Raw genomic sequence first — 17,249 nt, forward strand, 5'->3', positions numbered from 1 at the left:
GCAATCACAGGAATGGACGTTTGGCGTGATTATGCTGGGGCAGGACACAAAGAGGAAACCCATGAAGCAGACGCAGTTCACATCTACCGCACAGCTTCGAACTCATGGCCCAGGGCCAGGCAGTGGCTCAACCATTCACCGAGGAACACATTGAGCTGTGCTTTCTCATCGGGCTGGTGCATGAACACGTTGGGGTAAGGATAGATGCTGCGAAAGCGTCGCGCATGTTCGGCGCTGATCACTTCGGCCATGCGCGCATCGTGGTAGACCTGCACTTCCAGCTGCGGCACCGGCAGCCATGGCAGGCTGTGTTCCTGGCGCACGCGCAGGGTGGTGGTGTACGGGCAGTTGACGATGACTTCCAGGGCCAGCACGCCAAGCATCTGGTCGCCATGGGTCACACCGATGCGCCGCGCCTCGGGGGCGTGGCGCATGTCGGGGAGCAGGCGCATCAGCCGCGCATAGTTGGCCTCGCAGGCGGCTTGCAGCCCAATCAGGTCGACTCGATAACGTTCCCGTGCCTTTACTGCCATAACCCCCTCACTTCCGCGCGATTAAGCGCAAGCCATTGCAGGGCGATGATGCTGGCTGCGTTGGAAATTTTGCCGTCACGCACCGCTTGCAGGGCATCTTCGAAAGCCCATACGGTGACGCGGATATCTTCAGCTTCTTCTTCCAATCCATGGACGCCACCTACACCGGTGCTGTCGCAACGGCCCAGGTACAAGTGCACATATTCAGTACTGCCGCCGGGCGAAGGGAAATATTTGGTGATCGGCCACAACGCAGAGAACGTCAGCCCAGCTTCCTCTTCGGCTTCGCGGTGTGCAACCTCCTCCGGTTGCTCGTCCTTATCAATCAGGCCGGCGACCATTTCGATCAGCCAGGGGTTGTCGGTACGGCCCATGGCGCCGACGCGAAACTGTTCGTTCAACACCACTTCATCGCGTTGCGGGTCGTAGGGCAATACGCACACGGCATCATGACGCACAAAGACCTCGCGATTGATCACCCGGCTCATGCCGCCATCGAATTTCTCGTGACGCAGCTGCAGGCGGTCGAGCTGGTAGAAGCCCTTGAAAGCATTGTCGCGCTGAACAATTTCAATCTTGCTCGGCGTCGATTTCGCAATGTCCGTCATATCCTTCCTCGTTAGCCTGTGCAATTCGCGCCATCCTAACGCGCTCACGCCGGTTGGTGCAGCCCCTTTCCAGTTGCCGGGATAGACGGCGAGCGTCAAACTCACTCTAATCAGCTTAGTGGCGAACTGACTGCCTTGCCGGTAGTCGAAGCTGCACAATTTCGCTCTTATCGACGGACGAAGACCCTACATGTCGCTTTTAAAAATCGCCTCCGTGGCCTGCATCGCATTGACCCTGGGTGCCTGCCAAAGCCTGTTCCAACCGAGCTATCGCGCGCCGCTGGAAGCCACCCGCGACGCCACCGAGCAAAGCAAGCCGGGCTGCGCCAGCACCGATTGCCCGCTGGTGAATATCGACACCGTGCATTTTGCCAAAGAACCCAAGCTGGATGCCTTGATCGAACAGCGCCTGCTGGAAATGACACAAGCCGACCCACTGCCGACGAGCCTTGCGTCGTATAGCGAGCAGTTCCTGCGCACCGCTGCACCGCGCAATAGCATGTATTTGCAGGCCAAGGTACGGGAGCAGCATGACGGTCTGGTGATCATCGAGCTGTCCAGCTACCTGGACCAAGGTGCTACCCACGGCGAACCAGGCCGTGCGTTCATCAACTATTCGCGCCAGCAGCAAAAGGCGCTGACCCTGACCGACATGCTGCTGCCCGGCAAGGAAGACGCGTTCTGGAAAGCCGCCCAGGTGGCCCACAACAGCTGGCTGATCAGCACCCGCCTGAGCCTGGAGCCTGAGTTTGTGAAAACCTACCCCTTCCAGAAAACCCCGAACGTGGCGCTGACCTATGGTGGTGTGATCCTCAAGTACCCGACCACCACGATCGCCCCCTATGCCTTGGGCCATGTCGAGCTGCAGATCCCCTACTCGCGCCTGGACGGCATCCTCAGGCCTGAGCTGGTGCCCGCGCGCCGCTGAAGATCCGACCCAGGATCCACTGCAACAGCCCTGCCAGCACCAGTGCCGGCAGGGTCGCGCCGATGTCCGGATACAGATTGGCCAGCAGGTGGTAAGTCGCGATGCCACCCAGCCAGGCCAATAACGCCGGCCAGCGCAGGTTGGCGATTGCGCCTTGGCCGCGGCGGCGCAGGATAAAGTGATCCACCAGCACCACGCCAAACAGCGGCGCAAACACCGAGCCGATCAGCAGCAGGAAGTTCTGATACTGGGCCAGCGGCGCAAAACAGGCGATCAGGGTGCAGATCACGCCAATTGCCAACGCCAGGTGCTCGACCTTCAAGCGCAACAATATCCCGCTGGATACCGCCGCCGAGTGAATATCGGCGAAGGCGTTTTCCGATTCGTCCAACAGAATCAGCAACAGCGGAATCCCCAGGCCCGCCCCGGCCAACGCCAGCAGCAACGCGTTCACTTCACCGCTCGGCGCAAATGCGAGGGTGTACGCCACACCTAGGCTCATCAGCCAGAAATTACCGATAAAGAACCCAAGCGCAGTGCCGCCGAACACGCTTTTGGCGCGCTTGCCGAAGCGTGAGTAATCGGCGATCAGCGGCAGCCACGACAGCGGCATGGCGATAGCAATATCAAAACCCACCGCAAACGGCATAGACCCGTCTCCAGCCTGGGCCCAGAGTGCGGCGAGGTCGGCTTTGGCGAACAGGTTCCAGGTGAGCCACAGGCAGGCGGCAAGCAACAGCCAGATGCCCCATTTGCGCAGGATTTGCCTTACGAAGGTCAGTGGGCCGCTGACGGCCAGCAGAGTCGCCAAACCGCCGAAAAACAGGGTCCATAACAAAGGACTGGCCAGCAGGCTGCCGTCGCTGAACGCCCGCATGCCCAACAGGCTGGCGGCGTCGCGCATCACGATGATTTCGAACGAGCCCCAGCCGATCAGTTGCAGCAGGTTGAGCAGCGCTGGCAGGCTCGCGCCTTTGGTGCCGAGGCTGAGCTTGAGGGCGGCCATGGCGGACAGGCCGGTGTCACTGCCGATCACGCCAACGGCGGCCAACAACAGCACACCGACCAGGGTGCCGAGGAAGATTGCCAGCAAAGAGCCGGACAAGCCCAGGCCCGGCGCGAGCAGTGCGCCGGTTTGCAGGACCATCAGGCCGATGCCGAGGGAGAACCAGAGGGAGAACAGGTCGCGGGCGCCGAAGACGCGTTTGTCAGCGGGGACCGCGATGTCCGGGGAGTAGGTGCTGGGTTGAATGCTCAAGGGTGTTATCTCTGAAGAACATTTGTTGTTTGGGAGATCGCTATCGCGGGCAAGCCCGACTCCCACAGGGGACCTGCTGTGAACACAAGATATGTGCACCACTCGGTTAAATGTGGGAGCCGGGCTTGCCCGCGATGGCGGCGACACAGTCACCGCCACCTCTGGATCAGACCTTCTTGTACAGCTGACTCCCTTCCTGCTTGAACCGCTCGGCCTGTTCCGCCAAGCCCTTGGCTACATCGACATCCACCGCTTCAATGCGCTGGTTGGCCGCGTACTCACGCACTTCCTGAGTGATTTTCATCGAGCAGAACTTCGGCCCGCACATCGAGCAGAAATGCGCGACCTTGGCCGAATCCTTCGGCAGGGTTTCATCGTGATACGAACGCGCAGTGTCCGGGTCCAGGCCAAGGTTGAACTGGTCTTCCCAGCGGAACTCGAAGCGCGCCTTGCTCAAGGCGTTATCGCGGATTTGCGCGCCTGGATGGCCTTTTGCAAGGTCAGCCGCGTGCGCAGCGATCTTGTAGGTGATGATCCCGGTCTTCACGTCATCCTTGTTTGGCAAACCCAGGTGTTCCTTGGGCGTGACGTAGCAGAGCATCGCGCAACCGAACCAACCGATCATCGCCGCACCGATGCCGGAGGTGATGTGGTCATAACCCGGCGCAATGTCCGTGGTCAGCGGGCCGAGTGTGTAGAACGGTGCTTCGTCGCAGCACTCGAGCTGCTTGTCCATGTTTTCCTTGATCAACTGCATCGGCACGTGGCCGGGGCCTTCGATCATGGTCTGCACGTCGTGCTTCCAGGCGGTCTTGGTCAGTTCGCCGAGGGTTTCCAGCTCGCCGAACTGCGCGGCGTCGTTGGCGTCGGCAATCGAACCGGGCCGCAGGCCATCGCCAAGGGAGAAGCTGACGTCATAGGCCTTCATGATTTCGCAGATTTCGTCGAAATGCGTGTAGGTGAAGTTCTCTTTGTGGTGCGCCAGGCACCACTTGGCCATGATCGAGCCGCCACGGGACACAATGCCGGTGACGCGCTTGGCGGTCAGCGGCACGTAGCGCAGCAACACGCCGGCGTGAATGGTGAAGTAATCGACGCCCTGCTCGGCCTGCTCGATCAGCGTGTCGCGGAACAGCTCCCAGGTCAGGTCTTCGGCGGCGCCGCCGACTTTTTCCAGGGCCTGGTAAATCGGCACGGTACCGATCGGCACCGGCGAGTTGCGGATGATCCACTCGCGGGTTTCGTGGATGTGCTTGCCGGTGGACAAGTCCATCACGGTGTCCGAGCCCCAGCGAATGCCCCAAGTCAGTTTCGCCACTTCTTCTTCGATGGACGAACCCAGGGCGCTGTTGCCGATGTTGCCGTTGATCTTCACCAGGAAGTTACGGCCGATGATCATCGGTTCCAGTTCGGTGTGGTTGATGTTGGCCGGGATGATTGCACGGCCACGGGCGATTTCTTCGCGCACGAATTCCGGGGTGATGATCTTCGGTACGCTGGCGCCAAAGCTGTGGCCGGCGTGTTGCTGGTCCAGCAGGCCACTGGCGCGGGCTTCTTCAAGCTTCATGTTTTCGCGGATGGCAACGTATTCCATCTCGGCAGTGATGATGCCTTTGCGCGCGTAGTGCATCTGCGTGACGTTGGCGCCGGCCTTGGCGCGGCGCGGGTTCTTAACGTGGGCGAAGCGCAGCGCGGTCAACTCGGCATCACTCAAACGCTGTTGGCCGAAGTGCGAGCTCAGGCCGGGCAGGCGCTCGGTATCGCCACGCACTTCGATCCACGGCGAACGTACATCGCCCAGGCCTTTGCGCACATCAATGATCACATTGGGGTCGGTGTAGGGGCCGGAGGTGTCGTAGACGACGACGGGGGCGTTGATTTCACCGCCGAAATCGGTGGGGGTCACGTCCAGGCTGATTTCGCGCATCGGCACGCGGATGTCCGGGCGAGTGCCCTGCACGTAGATTTTTTGCGAGCGGGTAAACGGCTGCACGGAGCCGGAGTCGACCTTGGCCGATTCACTCAGGTGCACGGTGTTTTTCAGTTTTGTACTTTTTATTTCTGTGCTCATCACGGGCTCTCCAACTTATCCAGGCGGTGGATTTTTGTCGGAGCGAACCTGTGACGGATGGACGCACTGAAACCAGTGCTGTGCTTGGCGCACGAGCGCTGTTCGATTGTCGAACAACATCCCGGACGAAGCACAAGAGGACTCGCCGGGTGACGAGAAATCTTGTTCCCTACGCAGGCGCTAACCTGATCAGGTTCAACGGGATCCGGTATTTACCGATCTCAGCCTTCCAACAAGGCACCCCGACAAGAACGCGGCCAGTCTAGACCATGCCGTGGGCAAATTGCCAACACCCGAGCATTCAGCGTGATGAATGGCGCAATTACAGGATTGTTGTGCAATGGCAGCGCCACTACACTCGGCAACTGCCTCAAGGCTTGACGCTATGGATTACTCGTCTTAGCCTTGAGCACCAAATTATAATCGTAATATTCAATCTAGGGATTGCCCATGCTGCGCAAACTTTCACTGGCGCTCGCCGTGTCTTGTGCAACCAACGGAATGGTCTGGGCAGCTGAAGCGCCCCTGTCGACCAAAACCGACTTGGTCAGCGTCTACCAGGAAGCTGTAGACAACAACGCCGACTTGGCCGCCGCCCGCGCTCAATATGGCGCACAGAAGGAAGTGGTGCCCCAGGCCCGCGCCGGGCTGCTGCCTAACCTGTCGGCTGGCGCCGATTCCAATAGTGTGCGCAATGAATTTGATCAGCCCGCCGCCAAGATTGACCGTGACGCTCATTCCTGGCGCGCGACCTTGAGCCAACCGATATTTCGTGCCGACCGCTGGTTTCAATTGCAAGCCGCTGAAGCCGTCAACGAACAGGCAGCGCTGCAACTCTCGGCCACCGAACAGAACCTGATCCTGCAAAGCGCCGAAAGCTACTTCAGCGTGCTGCGAGCCCAGGACAATCTGGCGACGACCAAAGCAGAAGAAGCTGCGTTCAAACGCCAACTGGACCAATCCAACGAACGTTTCGACGTCGGTCTGTCGGATAAAACTGACGTACTGCAATCGCAGGCCAGCTATGACACGGCGCGCGCCAATCGCATTGTCGCCCAGCGCCAGGTGGATGATGCTTTCGAAGCGTTGATTACCCTGACAAACCGTCAGTACAACTCGATCCAGGGCATTGTCCACACGTTGCCAGTGCTGCCGCCGGCACCGAACGACGCCAAAAGCTGGGTCGAAACGGCAGGTCGCCAGAACCTTAACCTCCTCGCCAGCAACTACGCCGTCACCGCCGCCGAAGAGACCCTCAAGCAACGCAAGGCCGGGCATGCTCCAACCCTTGATGCGGTGGCGCAGTACCAAAAGGGTGACAACGATGCCCTCGGCGCCAGCAATCCCAACGCTTTCGGCCCGGACTATCACGGCGACGCCTCGCGCCGGACCATCGGCTTGCAGTTGACCATCCCGATCTACAGCGGCGGCCTGACCAGCTCGCAGGTGCGTGAATCCTACTCGCGCCTGGGCCAGACCGAGCAGCAACGCGAAGGCCTGCGCCGCCAGGTGGTGGAAAACACGCGCAACCTGCACCGTGCGGTAAACACTGATGTGGAACAGGTACAGGCGCGCCGCCAGTCGATCATCTCTAACCAGAGCGCGGTGGAAGCCACGGAAATCGGCTATCAGGTGGGGACGCGCAATATCGTTGACGTACTGGATTCACAGCGCCAGCTCTACGCATCGGTGCGTAACTACAACAACAGCCGCTACGACTACATCCTCGACAACCTGCGTTTGAAGCAGGCAGCGGGCACCTTGAACCCAGGGGATCTGCAGGACCTGGCGCGCTACCTCAAGGTTGACTACAACCCGGATAAAGACTTCCTGCCGCCGGATTTGGCCAAGGCCGCGGCCGAACAGTTGAAGGCTCGCCCCGGCTATTAAACACACCGTATAACTAATTGTGGGAGCGGGCTTGCTCGCGAATGCGGTGTGTCAGCCAGTACATCTGGTACTGATACACCGCATTCGCGAGCAAGCCCGCTCCCACATTTGATTGGTGTTGTCAGCGGGTAAGCAGTTTGTCCAAACCGTCCAGCAAACGCTTGAGCGCGCCTTGGTTGGCCTGCATCACCTTGAGGCCAGCCTGAGCCATCTTGCGTGCATCCTGCGGCAGTTCGAATAATTGGCGCACGGCCTCGGCCAACCCTTCGGCATCATCCACCTCTCGCAACGCACCGGCTTCACGCATCATTGCGGTGATTTCGAGGAAGTTGAACACGTGCGGCCCCATGATCACGGGTTTGGCCAACGCTGCCGGCTCCAAAGGATTGTGCCCGCCGGTCGCCACCAGGCTGCCGCCAACAAACGCGCTGTCGGCCAACGCATAGAGAAACAGCAGCTCACCCATGGTATCGCCGAGCAACACTGACGTTTGCGCGGTAACCGGTTCGCCGCGGGAACGGCGCACGGTAGCAAAGCCTTGCTGCTCGCACAGTTCAAACATCGGACCGAAGCGTTCCTGATGGCGCGGCACCAGAATCAGCAGCGCGTTGGGATAGCTGTCGAGCAATTGGCGATGGGCAGCCAGCACCACGTCATCTTCACCTTCGTGGGTGCTGGCGGCGATCCACACCGGACGCTCGCTGGCGCCCCATTGTTCGCGCAATGCGGCCGCACGCACCGGTAACTGGGGGTCGATAGTCAGGTCGAACTTGATCGAGCCGGTGACTTCGACGGTTTCCGCACGAGCTCCCAGGCTCAGGAAGCGCTGGGCTTCGGTGTGCGTCTGTACGGCGAACAGGCTCAGCTCAGACAGCATCGGCGCCGTCAGCTTGGCGAAACGTGCATACCCCTTGGCCGAGCGCGCCGACAGCCGCGCATTCGCCAACGCCACCGGAATCCCGCGCTGGGCGCAGGCGTGGATATGGTTGGGCCACAGCTCGGTTTCCATGATCACCGCGAGTTTCGGCTGCACACGATCAAGAAAACGCTTGGCCGCGCACGGCAAGTCATACGGCAAGTAGCAGTGCTGAATGCGCGGCTCGTTGGCGAACAGCGCCTGGATGCGCTCGGAACCGGTGGGCGTCATGCAGGTGACGGTGATGGGCAGCTCTGGATAACGCGCAAGCAACCCCCGAACCATCGGCGCAGCAGCGATGCTTTCGCCCACCGACACCGCATGCACCCAGATCCCGCCCGGTCGCATCACCGGCAAGCCATAGGAAAAGCGCTCGCCGACGCGGTTGGCATAGGCCGGCGCCTTGCGCGCACGTAACCACAGACGTAAAGCCACCAACGGCAGCGCCAGGTAAAACAGACAGCTGTAGAGAGTTCTATTCATGGCGCCGGAGTTTATCGGCTTTTTCAGTCGATCGCCTGCAAGCACTCAGCAAAACGTTTGGCCAGGAAGCGCGCGGCGGGCCCCAAGTGCTCGTCGCGGCGCCACACCAATTCCACCACCAGGGCTGGCGGCGTCCATTCGCTGTCCAATTCGACCATTTGTTGCTGATAAGTCGGGTACTGCACGATATGCCGGGGCAGCCAGGCCCAGCCCAGGCCACTCATCAGCCATTCGGCCAGCACGTAGAAACTGTCGGCGCGCCACACCAGCGGGCTGGCGGCGTCACTGCCGGGGTAAACGCTGGTCTGGGTCGACATCAGCAGTTGGCGAAATTGCGCCAGGCGCTGGCAATCCACGTACTTTTCCTTGGCCAGCGGGTGATTGACACCGCATACCGTGACCATCTCCACACTGCCGACTACTCGCCGCTCGAGTGCTTCGGGGATCTGGTCGTGATAGAACAACAGGCCCAGGTCCGCCTTGCGCTCCACCAACTTGCGCGCGACATCACCCTGGGCGGCGCTGGACAGTTGCACTTCCAGCAGCGGGTACTGCCCCGCCAGCGCCTCAAGGCTATCAAGGACAGGCTGGAACAACATGGCTTCATCCTGAGCCAGGCGCAGGCAAGCCTCCTCGCCGCGCGTCAATGATAGCGCCCGGCCATTGAGCCGCTCGCATTGGCGCAGCACTTCTCGTGCTTCTTCCAGCAACACGCTGCCGGCTTCAGTCAGCCGCGGTTGGCGGCCACTGCTGCGCTCAAACAGGCTGACGCCCAGGTCCGCCTCCAGCATGGCAATCGCATTGCTGACGGCCGATTGGGCCTTGCGCTGCTCACGCGCCACCGCCGAAAACGAACGCTGCTCGGCGACGCTGACAAATAGGCGCATCTGCTCCAGATCCCACTGCACGCTCATGGCTCAACCCATCTCTAATTCGGATAGGTAATGACTTTACCCCATCTGATAAAACTCTAAAATGCCAGCCTTATCTGATTGCTTTACCCCGAGGATTGACCCATGAACGCCGCCTACTACTACTTGGCCATTGCCATCTGCTCGGAAGTGATCGCCACCGTTTCGATGAAGGCCATCAAGGGCTGGAGCACGCCAATTCCCCTGCTGCTGGTGATCGTCGGTTACGGCGTGGCGTTCTGGATGCTGACGTTGGTGGTGCGCACGGTACCGGTCGGCGTGGCCTACGCGGTGTGGGCCGGGATGGGCATTGTGATGGTGAGCATCGCGGCGCTGTTTATTTATGGGCAAAAGCTGGATATCCCGGCGATGCTGGGAATGGGCCTGATTGTGCTGGGCGTGGTGGTCATTCAATTGTTCTCGAAAACCGCCGGGCACTGATTGCTCGCTTGAAACTCAAGTGAATCCAGAATTCGCAGCCTCACTGAAGCTCGACAGCGCCTACGGTGCGCATGCCTTGAGAATGTATACTTGGCGCCTTGTTTTGAAGAGAGGTCGCCCATGCCATCCGTTATTTCCACCGACGTTCTGATTGTCGGCGCCGGGGTTGCCGGCCTCTGGCTGAATGCGCGCCTGCGCCGCCAGGGCTTTTCCACGGTGGTCGTGGAAAGCGCCACCCTGGGTGGCGGGCAAAGCGTGAAGTCCCAGGGGATCATTCACGGCGGTGCGAAATACGCCCTGCACGGTGCCCTTACCGGCGCTTCCGAAGCGATTGCCGATATGCCGCGCCGCTGGCGTGAAGCGCTGGCAGGTAACGGTGAGCTGGATTTGTCCGGCGTACGCTTGCTGTCCGAGGCCCATTACCTGTGGTCCCCCGGCACGCTCGCTGGCAACCTCACCAGTTTCTTCGCCAGCAAGGCCGTGCGCGGCCGTGTCGACCAGGTCAAGGGCAATGACCTGCCACCCGCCCTGCAAGACCGCCGTTTCAAAGGCAAGGTCTATCGCTTGGCCGAACTGGTGGTGGATGTACCGAGCCTGATCGAACGCCTGGCACAACTGGCCGGCGACGGGTTGCTCGCCGGGCAACAGATTGAACCGTTGCTGGAAGGCGACGCGCTGGTGGGTTTGAAGGTCGACGGTCGCGAGATTCGCGCCCAGCGCATCGTGTTGAGCGCCGGCGCCGGCACGGCAGATTTGCTGACCGCGCTGGGCCTCAGCCAGCCAGCCATGCAAAAGCGTCCATTGCACATGATCATCGCCAAAGGGCCCGGCCTGAAGCCGTTGTACGCCCACTGCCTGGGCGGCGGGACCAAGCCGCGCATCACCGTCACCACTCACCCGGCGGCCGATGGCAATTGGGTATGGTACATGGGCGGCGACATTGCCGAAGCCGATGGCGTGGCGCGCACCCCGCAAGAACAGATCGCCACCGCGCAGAAAGAGCTTGCCCAGCTGTTGCCTTGGATCGACATGAGCCAGACCCAATGGGCCACCCTGCGCGTCGACCGTGCCGAACCATTGCAATCAGGCTTATCCCGCCCCGACAACGCCTTCATCGCCGAGCAAGGCCGCCTGTTAGTGGGCTGGCCGACCAAGCTGGCGTTGGCGCCTGACTTCGCTGATCGGGTGATCGACAGCCTGGAGCGTGATGGCATCCGCCCAAGCGCCAGCGAGCCACTGCCCGCCCTGCCCAAACCCGCCATCGGTGTACCTGCCTGGGAGCAACTGTTGCCATGAGCCTGCCTACCTTGCATGACCTGCATCGCCCCTTGGGCAGCACCGGCCTGCTGGTCTCGCCGCTGGGCCTGGGCACCGTCAAGCTGGGTCGCGATCAAGGGGTGAAATACCCCAGCGGTTTCCAGATTCCCGGTGACGACGAGGCCCGTATGCTGTTGCGTCAGGCCCGTGAACTGGGCATCAACCTGATCGATACCGCACCGGCTTATGGCATGAGTGAAGAACGCCTGGGGCCGCTGCTGCGGGATCAGCGCAAGGACTGGGTGATTGTCAGCAAGGTCGGTGAAGAATTCGAGAATGGCGCGTCCAGCCACGACTTCAGCGCGGCTCATACCCGGATGTCGATCGAACGCAGCCTGAAACGCCTTGAAACTGATTTTATCGACCTGGTGCTGGTGCATTCCGACGGCAACGACCTGCATATCCTCAACGACTGCGAGGTCTACCAAACCCTGGCCGAGCTGACAAAGGAAGGCAAGATTCGCGGTTTCGGGTTTTCCGGCAAAACCGTCGAAGGCGGTGTGAAGGCTCTGGAACAGGGCGATTGCGCGATGGTCACCTACAATTTGAACGAACAGGCCGAGAAAGCCGTCATTGAGTATGCGGCGGCACACGGCAAGGGCATCCTGGTGAAAAAAGCCCTGGCCAGTGGTCACGTTTGCCTTGCGCCTGGAGTGGATCCAATTCGCGCCAGTTTCACGTTGTTGTTTGCGCAAACCGGCGTCGCCAGTGCTATTGTCGGGACCATTAATCCGCTGCACCTGGCCCATAACGTGGCGACCGCTGCCCAAGTCATTCGTCAACTCTGATGCCGCCGACGCGGCCGACCCCGTCGCAAGAAGGAGCCGACATGCCGCGTACGCTCATAAGAAAAAACCCCAGCAACTTCAAAACACTGCCGCTGCACGTCGAAGCCACCCCCGAAGGCCTGAGCTACCAGAGCGTCGGCATGCCGCTCAACTTTGCCCAGACCCTGCAACGGCGCAAGCCGGTGGAGGTGGCCGACCCCGAGCGCTTCGCCCTGGAACTGGCCAACCTGGGGGTTTCGGTACGCCTGACCCTGCATTGGCAGAATCGCGATTACTGGGTGCTGGTGCGCCAACGCCGGCAGGACCGTGGCGATGTGGTGCTCAAGCTGATCTCCGGCTACGTGCCCGCCCATGAACTGAACCTGCCGCTGCACACCGCCATCCAGGAAATTGCCGAAGAATGCCTGCTGGAGACCCCGGAAGGCTGGCTCAGCGGGCGCTTCAATGACACCTGGCTGCCGGCGCCCTACTCCGCCGCGCTGCATTACCGCGAAGCCCTGCCCTTTCGCTTGAGCCCCTTGTCCGGTGCAGCCCGCCCGGTACGGTGCGCCACCACCCAGTTGATCGAGCGCCCGCGCGCCTACGTGCACTTGCCCACCGCATCGCTGCAATTGATTTACGACCTGCGCCTGGAAGTGCCCAAGGAAGCCAAATCCCTGAGCCTGTTCCATGTGGACGAGCGCCTGGAAGGTGATCAACTGGTCGCGCGCCTGGACCGCCAGCGGCCAGACCTGTACCTGATGCCCCTCAAAGACGGCCAACCCCTGGCCGAGCTGTACACCGTCAAGAAGGACCAGCTGTATCCAGCGAGCACGCGGGGTTTGTACCTCGCAGAAAGCTTCGCCCAGCAGGAAGGCTGGGTGGTGCGTGAGGAGCGGATTCGCTGGAAGGATTGGCTGCGCCAGCAAGGGCTCGCGGTGCCGGAGAAAGAATCGAAATTGAAGCGCCTGGCAAAGCGGGTGCTGCGCAAAATCGTGCCGAAGAAAAAAGCCAAGGCTTAACGCGAACCCAATGTGGGAGCTGGCAGACCTGTGATGAGTATTGATAGCTACACATCTTGAGCCTGCGTAGCAGCTGTCGAGCCCTGGCGAGGCTGCGTCAGCGGTGTGTCAGACAGGCCGCAAACGCAGCCTCGCCAAGGCTCGACAGCTGCTACGCACTTTCACTTTGAAAATTGCATGGATATCCAATCCAGCTCCCACAATTTATTGCGTTCAGCCTTTGAGCAAGCGCTCCAGGCCAGCCTTCAACGGGGTAGGCTCCGGCAGTGTGAAGCTCGCTAACAACCGCTGGTTGTTCGCCCGCGAATGCCGGATATCCCCGGAACGCGCCGGCCCGTAAGTCACTGTTGGCAACTTGCCGACTATTTCTTCCAGGGCTTGCAGCACTTGCCTGAGGGTGGTGGTGCGGTTCCAGCCCACGTTGATTGCGCCCAAAGGTGCGGCGGGCGCTTCTACGGCCTGGACCAATACGTCCACCAGGTCTTCCACGTACATGAAGTCACGGGTTTGCTCGCCATCGCCAAACACGGCAATCGGCACGCCCTGCTGGACGCGTTCGCTGAAGATACTGATCACGCCCGAATACGGCGATGACGGATCCTGGCGCGGCCCGAAGATATTGAAGAAGCGGAAAATCACCGGCTCCAGGCCATGCTGGCGGCGGTAGAAGTCGAAGTAATACTCACCGGCCAATTTGTCGGACGCATAAGGCGTCAACGGCGCCTTGGTGGTTTCTTCATCAATCGAAGCACCCTCGCCATTGTTGCCATAGACGGCAGCGCTGGAGGCATACACCACACGCTTGACGCCAGCCTTGCGCATGGCTTCGCAGACATTCAAGGTGCCGACGAAGTTGCTCTGGTGCGTGCTGACCGGATCATCCACCGATGCCTGCACCGAGGCCACCGCCGCCAGGTGCACCACCGCTGCCGCGCCGACAGCGGCACGCGCCACCAGCTCGGCATCGGCCACATTACCTTCCAGCAGTTCGACGCGCGGATCGTCCAACGGCAGGTTGCTGCGCTTGCCGGTGGAGAGGTTATCCAGCACCCGCACGCTGTAGCCTTTAGCGAGCAGCCCATCGACCAGGTGCGAGCCGATAAAGCCTGCACCACCGGTGATCAGTACCCGTTTACTCATTGTTGCGGATCTTCTCGACGATAGCCGTAGTCGAGCTGTTCTCAACCAGGCCCAGCACTTTGACCGTGCCGCCGTAGGCGCTGACGATATCCGCCCCCACGACCTGGTCGACGGAGTAGTCGCCACCCTTGACCAGCACGTCCGGCTTGACCTGGGCCAGCAGGTTTTCCGGAGTCGCTTCAGGGAAGCTGATCACCCAGTCCACCGCGCCCAAGCCTGCCAGCACCGCCATGCGACGGTCGACACTGTTGATTGGGCGGCCAGGGCCTTTGAGGCGGCTGACCGACGCATCGTCGTTGACCGCGACGATCAGGCGATCGCCTTGGGCGCTCGCCTGCTCAAGGTACGTCACATGACCGGCGTGCAGGATGTCGAAGCAGCCGTTGGTGAACACAATGCTTTCGCCGTGGGCACGGGCATCGTCGATCGCCAGCAGCAATTGCTCAATCGTCAGCACACCGCGTTCCGAGCCTTCGGAGCGCTGGATCGCGCGACGCAATTCCGGTGCACTGATGGCTGCCGTACCCAACTTGCCGACTACGATACCCGCTGCCAGGTTGGCCAGGGCCACCGCATGGGGCAGTTCTTCACCGGCGGCAATCGAGGCGGCCAGGGTGGAAATAACCGTATCGCCGGCGCCGGTGACGTCGAACACTTCACGCGCTCGCGCCGGCAGGTGCATCGCCGGGTGGCCCGGACGCAGCAAGGTCATGCCGTGCTCGCCACGGGTCACCAGCAAGGCGCCCAGGTCGAGGTCGGCCATCAGCGCTGCGCCCTTGGTCACCAGGTCGTGCTCGTCGGCGCAACCACCGACGATGGCTTCGAACTCGCTGAGATTCGGCGTGATCAGGCTGGCTCCACGATAAATCGAAAAGTCCTTGCCCTTGGGATCAGCCAGCACCGGGATGCCTTTGGCCTTGGCGGCCTGGATCAATACCTGGTGGTTCTTCAAGGCGCCTTTGCCGTAGTCCGACAACACCAGCACCTTGATGCCTTCGAGCAGCTCGTCAACCTGGCCACTGAGGGCCAGGGCGTCGGTGGCGAAGGGTTCTTCGAAATCAATACGCAGCAATTGCTGGTGACGGCTCATGACCCGCAGCTTGACGATGGTCGGCTGATGGGCAATGCGCTGGAACAGCGCGCGCACGCCAGCACCGCGCAGGCTGTTGGCCAGGCTGTCGGCGGCTTCGTCGTCACCGGTCACGCCCACCAGGGAGGCCGGGGCGCCGAGGGCGGCAATATTAAGGGCAACGTTGGCAGCGCCGCCTGGGCGGTCTTCGATTTGCTCGACCTTGACTACCGGTACCGGCGCCTCAGGGGAAATCCGTGAGGTACCGCCATGCCAGTAACGGTCGAGCATGACATCGCCGACCACCAAGACAGGGGCTTGATCGAATCGCGGCATGGACAACTTCATGGAGCAACCCACATACAAAATGAACAGGGGCGCGATATTAGCACAGGGTGAGCGCCGCCTAGTTCGAGAGCTTTATCCGGGAGGCATCACAGGCGACATCTGCTCATTTTTTAAACAAAGCGGCCAGGATATGGTCCACCGCGTCGGCCAATTCGACCTCATCGGTGTTGACTTCGCAGTCGGCTGCAAGCGGCGCTTCGTAAGGGCTGTCCAGCCCGGTGAAGGCCTTGATGCGCCCATCCAGCGCCGCACGGTATAACCCCTTGGGATCGCGCCGCGCGCACACGTCAAACGGCGTGCTGATGTAGACCTCGAAAAACTGCCCCGGGCCGAACAGTGCCTTGGCAGTCGCACGATCGGCGCTGAACGGAGAAATCGCCGAGACGATTACGATCAATCCCGCGTCAACCATCAGTCGCGCCACTTCGCCAATGCGCCGGATGTTTTCCTTGCGCGCCGCATCGCTCATGCCCAAGTCGTTGCACAACCCCGTGCGCAAGTTGTCGCCATCGAGCACAAAGGTATGCCGGCCTTGCTCATTGAGCTGCACTTCCAGGGCATTGGCCAGGGTCGACTTGCCGGCCCCGGACAACCCTGTCAGCCACAGGCAGCAAGGCTGCTGGTGCTTGAGCGCGGCGCGCGCGGCGGCCGACAACGACAAGGCAAAGGGGCGAATGGAGGCAGAGCCACGGGAGAGCGACGGACTATTCATAACCCAGGACCTCGTAGTCACGTTGATAGGCACGCCGGACCAGGCGCCGCGTACGCAGGGTGCAGAAGTCCCTGACCGGCTCGCTGCGCCGCCCGAGTGAAACATTGAGATGGGGCAGCGAAGACGTTACGCCGAGGCGCTCGCACAGCTGCTGGAAGTCTTGCTCCAGGGACTCTTGGCGACCCAGGAAATCCATGGCCATTTGCCCCATGTGATCGACCAGGAAGTCGGTCTGGGGAGCAAAGTGCAGCTGGCGGCGCAGGTTTTCCGGGCACAGCCAGTGGGCGACAAATTGGTCAAAGTCGCGGTAGCTGGACACCAGTGCCTGTGCCTGCAGGTCGCGGGGGCCCATGTGGTTGCTGCGCAAGTAGGTGTAGGCCGAGTAGGCGCGCTCCAGCGGATCACGCACAAAGGCAAATTTGAAACTGCGTTGGCAATGTTCGGGGAATTGTTGCTGATACCAGTAATAAGGCAAATGCCCTGGCCAGCGCCCATCGAGCAACGCCGAACAGACGCTGCTGCCGGCGCATTTGGGCACATGGATAAACACGCAGTTGTGTCGTTCGAAAGCAGGCGGAAGTGCCGTCACCCCAGACAACGATTTGTTCACCGCCTGGCGATCCACCACTGACAAACGTCCCAGCAAAAACACCCTTTGGGGTTTGGGAAGCAGTTTCCAGAACAGACGTTGCAACATTCCATTACCCACGCAAGAAGGTTAGCCCTCTCGTTCGTCATTCGAATCGAGAAGGCCAACATAACAAACGACAGGCTGCGAATTATTTGGCTTTGGTCAAGCCGTGTAAGGGCCTTGATACAAACCCCGGGGCGCATT

At 60.9% G+C, this 17,249-nt stretch carries 16 protein-coding genes and 1 riboswitch; of the genes, 6 read left to right on the forward strand and 10 right to left on the reverse strand.

Features of this window, described 5'->3' with window-relative positions; translation table 11 throughout:
• Positions 1-83: 83 nt before the first annotated feature.
• Together JBO08_RS19800 and JBO08_RS19805 are read right to left on the reverse strand one after the other, a co-directional pair.
• A complete protein-coding gene (locus tag JBO08_RS19800) occupies positions 84-533 on the reverse strand; it encodes a DUF1249 domain-containing protein (RefSeq protein ID WP_012721893.1) in 450 nt (149 codons plus the stop codon).
• Positions 524-1,141: an NUDIX domain-containing protein gene (locus tag JBO08_RS19805; RefSeq protein WP_049710321.1), complete on the reverse strand. Its 618-nt coding sequence runs from the start codon at positions 1,139-1,141 to the stop codon at positions 524-526. The genes JBO08_RS19800 and JBO08_RS19805 overlap by 10 nt, the downstream gene beginning before the upstream one ends.
• Before the next feature lie 190 nt (positions 1,142-1,331).
• Between JBO08_RS19805 and JBO08_RS19810 the strand changes: the two genes are divergently transcribed.
• Positions 1,332-2,069: an RsiV family protein gene (locus tag JBO08_RS19810; protein ID WP_065889111.1), complete on the forward strand. Its 738-nt coding sequence runs from the start codon at positions 1,332-1,334 to the stop codon at positions 2,067-2,069.
• Here the strand turns inward: JBO08_RS19810 and cytX are convergent.
• A complete protein-coding gene (cytX, locus tag JBO08_RS19815) occupies positions 2,038-3,327 on the reverse strand; it encodes a putative hydroxymethylpyrimidine transporter CytX (protein WP_220074876.1) in 1,290 nt (429 codons plus the stop codon). The two genes, JBO08_RS19810 and cytX, sit on opposite strands and share 32 nt — an antisense overlap.
• 166 nt (positions 3,328-3,493) lie before the next feature.
• On the reverse strand, positions 3,494-5,398 hold the full coding sequence (thiC, locus tag JBO08_RS19820) for a phosphomethylpyrimidine synthase ThiC (protein ID WP_065874378.1): 1,905 nt from the start codon (positions 5,396-5,398) through the stop codon (positions 3,494-3,496).
• A gap of 149 nt (positions 5,399-5,547) precedes the next feature.
• Positions 5,548-5,653, reverse strand: a riboswitch (TPP riboswitch).
• Positions 5,654-5,848: 195 nt separating this feature from the next.
• On the opposite strand from thiC, the gene JBO08_RS19825 reads away from it, so the two are divergent.
• Positions 5,849-7,288, forward strand: a complete 1,440-nt coding sequence (locus JBO08_RS19825; RefSeq protein WP_049710325.1) for a TolC family outer membrane protein — start codon at positions 5,849-5,851, stop codon at positions 7,286-7,288.
• Positions 7,289-7,409: 121 nt separating this feature from the next.
• Here JBO08_RS19825 and waaA read toward each other — a convergent pair whose 3' ends face one another.
• Together waaA and JBO08_RS19835 are read right to left on the reverse strand one after the other, a co-directional pair.
• Complete coding sequence (waaA, locus tag JBO08_RS19830) at positions 7,410-8,687, reverse strand: lipid IV(A) 3-deoxy-D-manno-octulosonic acid transferase (RefSeq protein ID WP_220074877.1); 1,278 nt, start codon at positions 8,685-8,687, stop codon at positions 7,410-7,412.
• Between the two features lie 23 nt (positions 8,688-8,710).
• Positions 8,711-9,601 (reverse strand): LysR family transcriptional regulator, encoded by an 891-nt coding sequence (locus JBO08_RS19835; RefSeq protein ID WP_220074878.1) that lies wholly within the window; start codon positions 9,599-9,601, stop codon positions 8,711-8,713.
• A gap of 102 nt (positions 9,602-9,703) precedes the next feature.
• Between JBO08_RS19835 and JBO08_RS19840 the strand changes: the two genes are divergently transcribed.
• From JBO08_RS19840 to JBO08_RS19855, 4 genes are all read left to right on the forward strand, one after another.
• Positions 9,704-10,039: a multidrug efflux SMR transporter gene (locus tag JBO08_RS19840; protein ID WP_049710328.1), complete on the forward strand. Its 336-nt coding sequence runs from the start codon at positions 9,704-9,706 to the stop codon at positions 10,037-10,039.
• Between the two features lie 120 nt (positions 10,040-10,159).
• Positions 10,160-11,335, forward strand: coding sequence for an FAD-binding oxidoreductase (locus JBO08_RS19845; protein ID WP_220074879.1), 1,176 nt, complete (start codon positions 10,160-10,162; stop codon positions 11,333-11,335).
• Positions 11,332-12,144 (forward strand): aldo/keto reductase, encoded by an 813-nt coding sequence (locus tag JBO08_RS19850; RefSeq protein WP_220074880.1) that lies wholly within the window; start codon positions 11,332-11,334, stop codon positions 12,142-12,144. The genes JBO08_RS19845 and JBO08_RS19850 overlap by 4 nt, the downstream gene beginning before the upstream one ends.
• A gap of 41 nt (positions 12,145-12,185) precedes the next feature.
• A complete protein-coding gene (locus JBO08_RS19855; protein ID WP_065875245.1) occupies positions 12,186-13,145 on the forward strand; it encodes a metal ABC transporter ATPase in 960 nt (319 codons plus the stop codon).
• A gap of 213 nt (positions 13,146-13,358) precedes the next feature.
• Here the strand turns inward: JBO08_RS19855 and JBO08_RS19860 are convergent, their stop codons facing one another.
• The 4 genes from JBO08_RS19860 to JBO08_RS19875 all read right to left on the reverse strand — a co-directional run bounded on the left by JBO08_RS19860 (position 13,359) and on the right by JBO08_RS19875 (position 17,111).
• Positions 13,359-14,285, reverse strand: a complete 927-nt coding sequence (locus tag JBO08_RS19860) for an NAD-dependent epimerase/dehydratase family protein (RefSeq protein ID WP_065945549.1) — start codon at positions 14,283-14,285, stop codon at positions 13,359-13,361.
• Complete coding sequence (gene hldE / locus JBO08_RS19865; RefSeq protein ID WP_065875247.1) at positions 14,278-15,702, reverse strand: bifunctional D-glycero-beta-D-manno-heptose-7-phosphate kinase/D-glycero-beta-D-manno-heptose 1-phosphate adenylyltransferase HldE; 1,425 nt, start codon at positions 15,700-15,702, stop codon at positions 14,278-14,280. The genes JBO08_RS19860 and hldE overlap by 8 nt, the downstream gene beginning before the upstream one ends.
• A gap of 103 nt (positions 15,703-15,805) precedes the next feature.
• Positions 15,806-16,414, reverse strand: a complete 609-nt coding sequence (gene cysC, locus JBO08_RS19870; protein WP_065889117.1) for an adenylyl-sulfate kinase — start codon at positions 16,412-16,414, stop codon at positions 15,806-15,808.
• Positions 16,407-17,111, reverse strand: coding sequence for a sulfotransferase family 2 domain-containing protein (locus JBO08_RS19875; protein WP_065875249.1), 705 nt, complete (start codon positions 17,109-17,111; stop codon positions 16,407-16,409). Before JBO08_RS19875 ends, cysC begins: the two co-directional genes overlap by 8 nt.
• Positions 17,112-17,249 lie beyond the last annotated feature (138 nt).

Source organism: Pseudomonas sp. LAP_36, from assembly GCF_019456785.1.
Classification (GTDB): Bacteria; Pseudomonadota; Gammaproteobacteria; order Pseudomonadales; family Pseudomonadaceae; genus Aquipseudomonas; species Aquipseudomonas tritici.